Annotated in this window: 11 protein-coding genes; 7 read left to right on the forward strand and 4 right to left on the reverse strand. The window is 73.0% G+C overall.

Annotation, left to right across the window (positions count from 1 at the left end):
- The first annotated feature begins 10 nt into the window (after nt 1-10).
- From pgsA to pspM, 5 genes are all read left to right on the forward strand, one after another.
- Nucleotides 11-604 carry a CDP-diacylglycerol--glycerol-3-phosphate 3-phosphatidyltransferase gene (pgsA, locus tag VAB18032_RS07565; protein WP_043720008.1) on the forward strand — a complete coding sequence of 198 codons (594 nt, stop codon included), beginning with the start codon at nt 11-13 and terminating at the stop codon, nt 602-604.
- Nucleotides 605-707: 103 nt separating this feature from the next.
- The gene (locus VAB18032_RS07570) at nt 708-1,235 is read left to right on the forward strand and encodes a CinA family protein (protein ID WP_013732205.1); all 528 of its coding nucleotides are present in this window, start codon (nt 708-710) and stop codon (nt 1,233-1,235) included.
- Between the two features lie 125 nt (nt 1,236-1,360).
- A complete protein-coding gene (locus VAB18032_RS07575) occupies nt 1,361-1,813 on the forward strand; it encodes a helix-turn-helix domain-containing protein (protein WP_013732206.1) in 453 nt (150 codons plus the stop codon).
- A 196-nt stretch (nt 1,814-2,009) separates the two neighbouring features.
- On the forward strand, nt 2,010-2,873 hold the full coding sequence (locus VAB18032_RS07580) for a PspA/IM30 family protein (protein WP_013732207.1): 864 nt from the start codon (nt 2,010-2,012) through the stop codon (nt 2,871-2,873).
- Nucleotides 2,874-2,895: 22 nt separating this feature from the next.
- A complete protein-coding gene (gene pspM, locus VAB18032_RS07585) occupies nt 2,896-3,678 on the forward strand; it encodes a phage shock envelope stress response protein PspM (RefSeq protein ID WP_013732208.1) in 783 nt (260 codons plus the stop codon).
- A 64-nt stretch (nt 3,679-3,742) separates the two neighbouring features.
- Here the strand turns inward: pspM and VAB18032_RS07590 are convergent, their stop codons facing one another.
- Nucleotides 3,743-7,384 carry a hypothetical protein gene (locus VAB18032_RS07590; protein WP_013732209.1) on the reverse strand — a complete coding sequence of 1,214 codons (3,642 nt, stop codon included), beginning with the start codon at nt 7,382-7,384 and terminating at the stop codon, nt 3,743-3,745.
- Between the two features lie 196 nt (nt 7,385-7,580).
- The gene (locus VAB18032_RS07595; protein WP_013732210.1) at nt 7,581-8,375 is read right to left on the reverse strand and encodes a DNA-formamidopyrimidine glycosylase family protein; all 795 of its coding nucleotides are present in this window, start codon (nt 8,373-8,375) and stop codon (nt 7,581-7,583) included.
- A gap of 111 nt (nt 8,376-8,486) precedes the next feature.
- On the opposite strand from VAB18032_RS07595, the gene VAB18032_RS32760 reads away from it, so the two are divergent.
- Nucleotides 8,487-9,683: a hypothetical protein gene (locus VAB18032_RS32760; RefSeq protein WP_013732211.1), complete on the forward strand. Its 1,197-nt coding sequence runs from the start codon at nt 8,487-8,489 to the stop codon at nt 9,681-9,683.
- Nucleotides 9,684-9,765: 82 nt separating this feature from the next.
- Here VAB18032_RS32760 and VAB18032_RS07605 read toward each other — a convergent pair whose 3' ends face one another.
- A complete protein-coding gene (locus VAB18032_RS07605; RefSeq protein ID WP_232510704.1) occupies nt 9,766-9,993 on the reverse strand; it encodes a CPCC family cysteine-rich protein in 228 nt (75 codons plus the stop codon).
- Between the two features lie 64 nt (nt 9,994-10,057).
- Nucleotides 10,058-10,894, reverse strand: coding sequence for an SAM hydrolase/SAM-dependent halogenase family protein (locus tag VAB18032_RS07610; protein WP_013732213.1), 837 nt, complete (start codon nt 10,892-10,894; stop codon nt 10,058-10,060).
- A 146-nt stretch (nt 10,895-11,040) separates the two neighbouring features.
- Here VAB18032_RS07610 and VAB18032_RS07615 point away from each other — a divergent pair, with 146 nt between their 5' ends.
- Complete coding sequence (locus tag VAB18032_RS07615; RefSeq protein WP_013732214.1) at nt 11,041-11,619, forward strand: hypothetical protein; 579 nt, start codon at nt 11,041-11,043, stop codon at nt 11,617-11,619.
- Nucleotides 11,620-11,642 lie beyond the last annotated feature (23 nt).

Raw genomic sequence — 11,642 nt, forward strand, 5'->3', positions numbered from 1 at the left:
GCGTGGGCCGATGACCGGCGCGACCGAGTCGACACCGGCTCCGGTGGCGGCCCGGGTGCCGGTGGTGAACGCCGCCAACGGGCTGACCGCCCTGCGGCTGCTGCTCGTACCGGTCTTCGCCGCCTCGGTGATCGTTTCGGGCATGACCCACGCCGGGTGGCAGATCACCGCCTGCCTGATCTTCGCCGTCGCCTCGGCGACGGATCTGGTCGACGGCTGGATCGCCCGCCGGTTCGGGCTGATCACCGCGGTCGGCAAGGTGGCCGATCCGATCGCCGACAAGGCGCTCACCGGTGCCGCCCTGCTGCTGCTGTCCTGGTACGACCGGCTGCCCTGGTGGGTGACCGGGCTCATCCTCGCTCGCGAGCTCGGCATCACGGCCCTGCGGTTCTGGGTGATCCGGCGGGGGGTGATCGCCGCCAGCCGTGGCGGCAAGGTCAAGACCGCCCTGCAGATCCTGGCCATCGTCTGGTACCTGTGGCCGATGCCGGACGGGCTGGCCGTGATCGGTCCCTGGATCATGGGTGCGGCGGTCGTGGTGACGGTCGTCACCGGATTCGACTACATCGCCCAGGCCCTGCGGCTGCGACGCGCTCGCGACTGAGCCGGTGCCGCCTCTGCCAGCTGAAATCCCGCCTGGTGGCGAGTAGGAACCGGTCCGGTCGGGAAGGATGCCAGTCGTGGGTGTGAGAGAAGCCGAAGGATCGATGGGCCGCGCGGCGGCCGGCGTGGTGCACCGCCTCACCGAGCGGCGGGAGACCCTGGCCACCGTCGAGTCGCTGACCGGGGGACTGCTGGCCGCCACGATCGTGGAGATCGCCGGGGCGAGCGCCGTCTACCGGGGCGGGCTGGTGGTGTACGCGACCGAGCTGAAGGAGTGGCTGGCGGGCGTACCGGCGCAACTGCTGGCGGAGCGTGGCCCGGTCGACGCCGACGTGGCGGCGGCGCTCGCCGAGGGTGGGCGGCAGCGCTGCGGGGCCGACTGGGGCCTGGCCACCACCGGTGTGGCCGGCCCGGAACCGCAGGACGGCAAGCCGGTCGGGCTGGTCTTCGTCGCGGTCGCCGGCCCCGATGGCACCGAGGTACGCGAGTTGCACCTCGACGGCGGGCGGGACCAGATCCGGGGCGCCTCGGTGACCGAGGCGTTGCGGCTGCTCACCGAGCATGCGCAGCTTTCCGAAGGCGTCACGGCGGCGGCCGGCGGCGGTGGCCGCGGCGGTTACGCAGCGGAGTAGCCGGGCGGGGTGGGATGTCGTGGCGGCCCATAGCGGGTACGGTTGCGGGAAGGCTCCGTCGATCGGAGCCGGTGCCGCCGCCCGGCCGCACGGTCAGGCGTACTCTGTCCCCCAGGGGAGGTGCGATGGTCCTGCTACGCCGGGTGATCGGTGACGCTCTACGGGCGCGCCGGCAGGGGCAGCACCGCACGCTGCGCGAGGTCTCGTCCGCGGCCAACGTCAGCCTGGGTTACCTGTCCGAGATCGAACGCGGCCAGAAGGAACCCTCAAGCGAACTGCTCGCGGCGATCTGCGATGCGCTGGGCGCCCGCCTCTCCGAGTTGCTGCGAGAGGTGAGCGACACCGTGGCGCTCGCCGAGCAGTTGCCTGGTGTGCTCGTGCCCATGCAGGACGAGCCGGCCGAGTCGACCCCGGTCACCGCGACGGTGGGCGCGGCGACGAACCGCTCCGTACGCCAGGTCAGCGCGGACGGTGTCGCGGTATCGGTGCGTCAGGAGTCCCCGCTCAAGGCGACCCTGCGCAGCACCCGGGTCCGGCCCGCCGACCGCACCGACCGGGACGTGGTCTGCGCCGCCTGAACGCGCGAAGGGCTCAGTGGCGGATGGTCGCGGTGGCGACCGCCGCGTAGGGTTGATCGCATACGTCCCCTCGTCGCCGGTACGGATGTCGTGCTGGTGCTCGGCTGGGACGATGGACCCACCATCGCCGGTGGCCGAGCTGGGCCACCCGACATGGGGGCTGGCGCAGCGACGTTACTGAGGGGATACCGCGGAGATGGCGAACCCGTTCGTCAAGGGTTGGAAGTACCTGATGGCGCTCTTCGGCGCCCGTATCGACGAGCACGCCGATCCCAAGGTGCAGCTCCAACAGGCCATCGACGAGGCGCACCGGCAGCACCAGGCGTTGGTCCAGCAGGCCGCCGCGGTGATCGGCAACCAGCGTCAGCTGGAGATGAAGCTGTCCCGGCAGATGTCCGACGTCGAGCGGTTGCAGAGCAACGCCCGGCAGGCGCTGGTCCTCGCCGACCAGGCCCGGGCCAAGGGTGACGAGGTCGAGGCCGGGCGCTACGAGCAGTCCGCGCAGACGCTGGCCACCCAGCTGGTCTCCGCCGAGCAGGCCGCGGAGGACCTGAAGACGCTGCACGATCAGGCGCTCGCCGCCGCCGGGCAGGCCCGCCGGGCGGTGGAGAACAATTCCATGATCCTCCAGCAGAAGCTGGCCGAGCGCGCCAAGCTGCTCAGCCAGCTTGAGCAGGCCAAGATGCAGGAGAGCGTGGCCGCGTCGTTGGAGTCGATGTCGGCGCTCACCGCGCCCGGCACGACGCCCAGCCTGGACGAGGTCCGCGACCGCATCGAGCGGCGCTACGCCAACGCCATGGGCCGTGCCGAGCTGGCCAGCAACTCGGCCGAGGGGCGGATGTTGGAGATCCAGAAGGCCACCCTGGACACCGCCGGCACCGCCCGGCTGGACCAGATCCGGGCGAGCATGGCCGGTGAGCAGCTCGGTGCCGGCACCGGGCAGGGCGCGGTCGGCGCTCCGCAGCCGGCGACCGCCGACCCGGCCGTCGCCCGACTGGACGAGATCAGGGCGACCATGAATCGGGACCGGGGCACCGGGGACACCAGCGCCGCTGGTTGAGCGGGGGATCGAGGAGGCCACGGTGGCAGCAGACGAACGCACCCGGTACTTCCGGCGGTTGGGCAAGCTGCGCCGCTCCGCGCGTCGGTGGAGCGTCCTGGCCGGTGGGTTCGGCGGCGCGACGGTCATTCTGACTCCGTACGCCGGGATCGGGCTGGCCGACGCGGTCTGGGCCGCCGCTGCGGGCGCCACCACCGCGTTGGCCGCCTGGCGTTGGGTGGACCTGCGGGCGTTGGCCGCCCAGCCGGCTCCGCCCGCCCTCGATCCGGCCCAGGCCGCCGCCCGCAACCGGGCCCGCCTGGTGGCCGCCGTGGAACGGCTGCCCGCCGGTGCCGGGGTGGTGGCCGAGGTGCGCCGGGTCCGTACCCGCACCGCACTGCGCGGCACCAGCGCCGCCGGTCCGTGGGAACGGCTGGACCGGGCCGCCACCACCATGGCCGGGATGACGGACCGACTCACCGGTCTCGCCGAGCCGGCGGTCGCGGAGGCGAGCGTCGCCGAGCACTCCCTGCGTGAGTTGGCGCACCAGGTCGCCAGCGTGGAACGCGCCGTCCGGCTCGCCCCGGCCGACGCCCGGCCACCGCTGGCCGAAGCGCACGAGGCGCTGACCGGTCAGTTGGAGGCAGGTGTGGCGGCGTACGAGCGTCTGGTGGTGGCCGCCGCCGGCTACCTCGCCGAGGAGTACCGCCCCCAACTCGAACACCCCGCCGCCACCCGCCTCACGGAGGCCACCGACCTCCTGCACGGCTTCGCCTCCGCCCTCTCCGAACTCCGCCCCCACCCCACCCCCGGAATGCCCCGTTGATCAGGAGGTTTTGGTCTCCAGAGCGACGGGTCCAGACCAAAACCTCTTGATCAACACAGGAGGGTTATTCGGGGGTGGTGATGGGGAGGGGCGGGGTGAAGGGAGAGGTGCCGACGACGTTGAACGAGCGGATTCGGTAGTGGTAGGTGACTCCTCGGGCCAGGCCGGTGTTGGTGAAGCCTCGGCCGGTGACGGTGAAGGTGGCCAGGTCGCGGGTGAAGGCGACGTCGAGGGCCCGTTCCACGGTGAAGCCCGCGCCCTGGCTGGCGGGGGTGCTCGCCGCCCAGCTCAACATCACCGTCGCCGTGTCCGGGCCGGGTGTGCTGGTGGCCACGCTCACCGAGGTCGGTACCCCCGGCGCCGGTGGGGTGGTCACCGTGGCCACCGTCGACCAGGGTGAGGCGGCACCCAGGTAGGTGGTGCGTACCCGGTAGTAGTAGGTGGTGTCGGGGGCGACCGCCGGGTCGAGGTGATGGTCGCCGACGCCGATGGCGGTGGTGCCCGGCCCGCTGGTGAAGGTCGGGTTGGTGGCCCGCTGCACGTCGATGCCGGTGGCGAAGGACCGGTTGGCCCAGCGCAGCGCGACGCGCAGCGGCGCGGCCGGTGGGATCGCCGCGGACAGCTTCGTCGGCGCGGTGAGCTGCACCGAGGCCGGGATGCTGTTCGACCAGGCCGAGCAGCCGACCGCGTTCTCGGCCCGGATCCGGTAGTGGTAGGTCACGCCGGGGGTGACTGTGGCGTCGGTGTACCGGGTCGCGGTGGCCGCCACGGTCAGCTCGGTCAGCCCGCTGGTGAACGTCGCGTCGGTGGCGCGTTGCAGCAGATGGCTGGTGGCCGGTGGGCGGCTGCCGTTGCCGGTCCAGGTCAGGTTGATCGCCGGTAGGGCGGTCGCCGAGCCGGGCGCGGCGGTGGCGGTCAGCCCGCTGGGTGCCCGGGGTGACACGCGTACCACGAGAGGGCGGCTCATGCCCTGGTCGCGGTGCCCGCCCGCGCCACTGCACCAGCGGTACTCCCAGCCCAGGTTGACCAACTGGTTGACCACCGAGGCCGGTCGCCCGTCCAGCGGACTGACCGGGGTGGACCCGACCGGCTCACCGACCGGCCGGGTCGGATCGAGCAGCCGTACGCTGTCACCGATCTTGAACGGCAGGGGCGGTGCCTCCGGGCGCAGCGCCAGGATCACGTCCTCGCCGGGGTCGACCCGGACGATCTGTTTCCAGCCCAGCTCTCCTGGATACGGGGGGCGGATCGCGCCGTCGCGCCCGACCCGGCCGACCACCTGCACGTCCAGCCCGTCGAAACGCACCGGGTGGCTCTGGCGGCCGGTGCCGCGTACCCGCCACAGTTGGGTGCCGTCGCCCGGCGCGCCGACCGGCACGGCCGGGTCGCTGACGTGCAGCACCTCGGTGGCGGGGTCGGTCGGCCCGAGCGGCAGGACGGTCTCGGTGCGTGGCCCGGCGTGCGGATGCGCCACCCCGAGCCGCCCGGTGAGGCGGCCGTGCTCGGGCTCGAAGACCTGCCGGACCGCCTTGACCGTCAGCGGCAGGGCAGCCGGTGCGGCGGCACCGGCGGGGGTGAAATCGACCCTGGTGGCGTGCACGGGGATGCGGGTCGCGCCGGCAGTGACGGTGCCGTAGCAGGGGTCGTACGCCGGGTCGGGCACGATCGGGGGGTGTTGGCTGGCCGCGTACGCGGTGGGTAGCCGCTCGCGCAACCGGTTGAGGTCGTACGGCGTGGCCGGGGTGCCCGCCACCCGGATCTGCAGCAGGGTCCGGGTGTTCGGGCCGTAGCCGGCGACGGACGGCGGCGCGCCACCCTCGGCGGTACGGTCGGGCGCGCCGGTGTGGTGGTCGTAGCGGGGGTCGAAGGCGGGAAACGGCGCGGGGCAGTCGTTGTAGAGGATCAGCGTGCTGCCCGGGGCGACGGTGGCGAAGTCCACAAGCACGTCGGCCCGCTCACCGGGGGCGAGCAGCAGCGCGTGCCCGTCGACGTTGAGCACGGCCGGATCCCGTCGGTCGTAGCGGAACCCGACCGGCCGGTTGGGGATCACCACGGGGGCCGGCAACAGGCCGCACTCGTTGCCGATCCGGATCAGCTCGGGTCCGCCGGCGTCCGGGTCGGGGACCCCGCCGGGTCGACCGTCGGTGGGCCAGCCCGCCGGACGCCCCGGTGCCCGTACCGCGTCGACCATCGGCACCTCACCGGCGTCGGCGTCGGCGAGCTGACCCTCGGGCGTCCACATCGGCTCGTCCGAGCCGGCCCGGTACAGCTGGAGGTTGAGCCAGCGGTCGGTGCAGGCGTTGAGGATCCGCCACCGGTACACCCGGGGTTCGACCTCCAGGTACGGGTAGGCGGCGCCGTTGACCAGCACGGTGTCGCCGTACGTGCCGGGCACCGCGCTGGGATGCGGCACGCCGGGCATCTCCGGCGGCTCGTCCGGCTCGGTGACGGGGTCGTGGCGCGGGTTGGGCACCGCCGCCGCGTCCGACCCGGCAGCCGGCACTGTGCGGGACCACGGGCCGTAGTCCCAGCGGCCGGTCGGGTTGCGGCCGTCGGGTTGGTACGGGTTCTGTCGGGGTTGGTAGACGTGCGGGTGCCAGAGGCTGCCCCGGGCTCCCCAGCGGTGCCGGTCCCAGGTCGGGTCCTGCGCGGCGAGCTGGGCGTCGTCCGGTACGAAGGTCTTGTCCTCGAAGACGAGGGGCAACTGCTCGTCGGGCAGCACCCCGTCGGCGACCAGCCGATCCTCCGCCTCGTCGGTGAGCAGGAACAGCGCTATCTGTCCGGAATAGATGGTCAGCCGGGACAGTCCGACGGTGTTGTCGTGGAACCACAGCAGCCGGGCACTCTGCTCGTTCGGGTAGTAGAGCGTGGTGGCACCCGGCCCCGGCGGCGGCATGTCGGGCACCGGAGTCAGGCCGACGCCTGTCGGGTAGGGAGTGATCTCACCGGCGGGCGTGATCCACTGGTACGGGTTGCCGGCGCTGATCCAACCGGTGTGCGCCCCGGCCAGGTGCAGTACCGCCCGGTTCTGCGGGTACGGCGCCGGGCCGCCGAGCGGACCCTCGCCCGCTGCGGGCACGGTCGGATCCACCGGCAGGAAGAGTTCACCGGCCGGGCCGGCCGGCAGCTGATTGATGAACTTGATCCGCACCGGTCGGCCCCGGCGGGCCAGGACGACCGGGCCGAGGTGCCAGGCACGCGACGGCGGGGCGACGGTGTTGTGACCGTCGCTGTCGGTGCCCAGATTCAGCTGTCGGTAGCCGCGCAGCCGGGTCGCCGGCAGGTCCTGGTGCAGCCGTTGGGTGTACTCGGTCAGCCCGATCTCGTAGTAGTCGCAGCCGGGGTGACTGATGGTGTCCGGCACCGCGACGGGCAGCTCCGCCCCGAGGGGGGTACGCCCCAACGCGCCGAGGCCGGGCAGTGGGTCGACGAACTTGCGGATGCCGGTGCCGGTCACCACCGCGCCGGTGGAGTCGAGGACCGGCAGGGGGCTGTAGGCGTGGTTCGGCACCGGGCCGAAGCAGCGTGGTGCCGCCGCCGGGTCCAGGCTCGCCGGTGCGGGGGTGCCGGCCGCTTCGGGTACGGCCGTGACGTCGGTGACCGCCGCCGGGCCGGTGCGAGCACTGGGGACGGTCGGGGACGAGCTTTGGTCACTGCGGGTGGCACGGTCGAGCCAGGTCGACCGGAGTCTACGGAACACGGCCATGGCTCTCCCGGTGATCGGGGCGCGGCGGCCACCACCCCGACGTGGTCGGCCACATCGCGCTGCGTTGACTATCCGTGAGCGCTCAACCGCAGCATGCGACGTGACCTGCCGGTTAAGGAAGTACCCAATCGTGTCAATTTGCTGCTCATCCGGCGTGTTGTCGCCCGCCACCCCGACAACGGCCGGTCCGACCAGGTCAGGTCGGGGCGGGCTGGCAGCGGGGACACCAGTAGGTGACCCGCTCACCCAGTTCCTCCTTGCGGATCGCGGTGCCGCACCGCCGGCACGGCTGGGCCCGTCGCCCGTACACGTAACTGGTCTGGCCGCGACGCAGCGACCCGGTGGTGCTCTGCGTCCACCGTCCCCGATTGGCGGCGAGCAGGTCGTGCGCCAGGGTGATCAGGCCGGCGAGGTCGGGCACGTCGGCGACGCGGGTGCGCGGGTTGATCCCGCGCAGGAACAGCAGCTCACACTTGTAGAGGTTGCCGACCCCGGCCAGGTTGCGCTGGTCCAGCAGTGCCTCGGCGATGCTCTCGGCCGGTCGGTCGGCCAGCCGGCGGACCGCCTCCTGCGGGTCCCAGTCCGTCCCCAGCAGGTCGGGGCCGAGGTGCCCGACGAGCCGATGCTCCTCGGCGGTCGGCACCAGCGCCACCTCGTGCAGGTGGTAGCCGACGGCGGTCGAGGTCGCGGTGGACAGCACCACCCGGATCAGGTGGGCCGGGCGGGCGCTCCAGCGTTCTCCCGGGGCGTACACCCGCCAGGTGCCGTCCATGCGCAGATGCGAATGCAGCGTCCAGTGTGCTGCGCCGGTCGGCTCGTCCAGCCGGATCAGCAGGTGCTTGCCTCGGCTGGCGCAGTCGGTCACCCGCCACCCGGTGAGGTCCGTGGTGGCCAGTTGGGGCACCCGGAAATCACTGCCGGTCAGCCGGGCCCCGGTGAGCGCGCGAGCCAGGACGCGGGCGGTGTTCCACACGGTGTCACCCTCGGGCATCCCGGCATTATCCCCCGACCGAGCGCAATTCGCGTGTATCGCTATCTGTATCGCACTTCTCGTTGATCTGCGTACCTAGGCAGGATTGGGGAAATATCTGGAGGATTGCCCATGAATTATCTCCGCATCCCCGTCCTCTCGCTCGCCATGGCCGCCGTGCTCACGGTGGCCCTGCACCCCGCATCCGCGTCCGCCGCCCGTACCGACCGGTGGCAGGCCGATCTGTCGGTCGTCGACACAGACGACGTAAACGTGCGGCACACCCGGGCCGGTCTGCGACTGGCCGACGCCCGCCCACCCGCCGCCCCGGCACGGCGTAGCGCCGTCGCCGAGGGCATGCTGGTGACCTCCGCGCGTACCCTCGCCGCACCGGCGACCCGGGTCCGCGCCGAGGTCACCGTCACCACCCGGCCCGGCGCCGCCGCGACGGTCCAGGTCCGGGGCTGGCGGGCCCACGGCTGGACCGAATGGCGCGACGCCGTCCCGGCCGCCGTCTTCGACAGCCCGGTCCGCCAGGTGCAGGCCCGGGTGGTGCTCAGCGCGAGCCGGTCCGGCGCGACCGCCGAGGTCCGCGCCGTCCGGCTCACCGCCGACCGGGTCGCCGTCACCGCCGCCACCCCGGGCCTCACCTACCGGGTGTACGCGACCCGGATCGGCCTGGTCGGCAACACGACCGCGAACGGGCACGTCGTGGTGGCCCGTGACCACTTCGTGGCCCTGCCGTCGCGGCGCGGTCTGTCACCCCGCAACAGCGGCGACTACACCGTCCGGGTCTGCACCACCACCGGCAGCCGATGCGAGTACGCCCCGGTCTGGGACGTCGGTCCGTGGAACACCCGCGACGACTACTGGAACCCCAGCGCGGTCCGGGAGAACTGGAAGGACCTGCCGCAGGGTCGGCCGGAGGCGCAGGCCGCCTACCAGTCCGGCTACAACGGGGGACGGGACCAGTTCGGTCGGGTGGTGCTCAACCCGGCCGGCATCGACCTGGCCGACGGCACCTTCTGGGACGGGCTGCAACTGACCACGAACGCCTGGGTCGACGTGGCGTACCTGTGGACCGGTACCGGATCTCGGGGTGTGGTCGGTGACGGACCGCTGAACATCCGCAGCGGCCCCGGCACAAGCTACGCGACGCGCGGCCTGGCCGCCCAGTACGCCAACGTGCCGATCCAGTGCTACGTGACCGGGCAGAGCGTGACCGGCCCGTACCGCACCACCAACCGGTGGAACCGGCTGGCCAGCGGGCAGTTCGTCAGCCACGCGTACATCTCGACGGTCTGGGGCGGGACGGTGCCGCGCTGCTGAACCGGTGCGTCGAGGCGGGCCGGTGTCAGGCAGCACCGGCCCGCCTCGCACCCGCTGGGCGCCGCTACGGCTCGCCCTGTGGTCAGGGCAGTTCCTCGGGCCGCGGGGGGCGTACCGCATCCTGGTAGCGGGGGTGGCAGGCACCGTAGACGGCGAAGTTGAGCCGGGCCATGGTCAGGCTCAGGTCGCCGTTCGGCCCGCCGCGTACCACGTCGGCGTCGGCGTCGGCCTGCCCGTCGTCGGTCCAGAAACAGACCGGACAGGTGCCGCCGCCGGTGCGGGAGGCGCAGCAGGGACAGGCGGCAGGCACCCAGCGTTCTTCCACTCCGACAGCCTTCCACAGTGGACGTTTCGTGCGTGTGGCAGCGGGCCGGTCAACAGCCGGCGAGTCGATCGATCCGCAGCAGCGTACCGGCAGTGACGGCGAGCAGCTCGGCGGCCCGGCCGCCGTTGACCGACAAGGCGACCCGGCCGGCCGAGTCGGCGTGCGCCACCAGGGCGCCGGTCGGGGCGTCGCCGAAGGTACGACCGTGCACCGCCGTACGCTCCCAGCCCTCCTCGCCCACGCGGCGGATCCGGACCCGGTCCGGCAGCGGCAACAGCAACTCGGCCGCAGCGGCCAGTTGCACGTTGCCGAAGTGGTCCACCGTCAGCACCTCGGCGGTGAAGCCGTCCGGTAGCACCTCGACCACCGGGTCGGGCAGCCGGATAAGCGTCGACGGATCGACGGCCCGGCCTGCGTCGGCCGGCGCGCCACCCGCCGCCAACCGGGCCGCGACCGGGGCGAAGACGTCCCGACCGTGGAAGGTCGCCGAGACCCGATCCGCCTGCCACCGTGGGTTGGTCAACTCCACCGCTCCGGTCACCCCGCCGAGCGCGGCGGCGGCGTCGAGCAGCAGACCGTTGTCCGGCCCGACCAGCAGGCCCTCGGGCGTGGCCAGCGCGATGCCCCGGCGGGCCGTGCCCACACCCGGGTCGACCACCGCCACGTGCACCCCGACCGGCAGGTGCGGCACGGTCTGCGCGAGCACCGCCGCACCCCGCCGGACGTCTCCCGGTGGCACCAGATGGGTCACGTCGATCACCCGGACCGTCGGCGCGAGCCGGGCGATCACCCCGTGACAGGCCGCCACGAAACCGTCGGCCAGACCGTAGTCGGTGGTCAGCGAGACGACCTCGGCCGACCCGGTGGTGCGCGTACGACTGGTCACGGCATCGGATCGTACGTGCGGCGACCGGCCCCCGCAGGCAGCGCCCGCCATCCGGCCGGGCAGCGCCCGCCATAGCGGATAGGCGACAGGCGCACTGACCGACCGGCCACTGCCCGGGAACCGGAGGGTTCGGCAGACTGCCAGGAGTGACTTACCGGAAGATTCTGCCCGCCGTCGTCCTGCTCTCGGCCACCGTTGCGCTCACCGCCTGCGGTGATGACCCGGATCGGCCGTCCACGGCCGCCCCGACGGTAACGTCGGCCGACAGCACCGCGCCGCCGCCGCCCAGCCCGGAAGCCACCGCCACCGCCGCCGCCGGACCCGAGTCCACTGGCGCGCCGTCGGACGAGGCGAGCACCGAGAGCAGTTCGCCGAAGCTGCCGCTGAGCCCGCCGCCGATCGAGCTGCCGCCCCGCCAGGCGGACGCGCCCAGCGCCCGGGAGGTCATCGCGGCGTTCCGGGCCGCCGGGCTCAAGGTCGCCAACTCGCGGGACCGCTCGGACGAGTGCGGGCCGGACGGGCTCGGGCTGGGCTGCTCCGAACTGGTCGTCACCGACGGCATCGCGGTGTACGTGTTCCCGGACGAGGGCAGCGCCACCGACATGGCCGAACTGTGGGACGGCGTCTCGTACCGCAAGGGCACGGTGGTGCTGAACTACCTGAAGGCGTCGACGCCGAAGGCCGAGCGACCGCGCTACGAGAAGGTCCTCGCCGACCTGCGCTGAGCGCGGGGCGACCCCGCCGCCGG

Source organism: Micromonospora maris AB-18-032, from assembly GCF_000204155.1.
Classification (GTDB): domain Bacteria; phylum Actinomycetota; class Actinomycetes; order Mycobacteriales; family Micromonosporaceae; genus Micromonospora; species Micromonospora gifhornensis.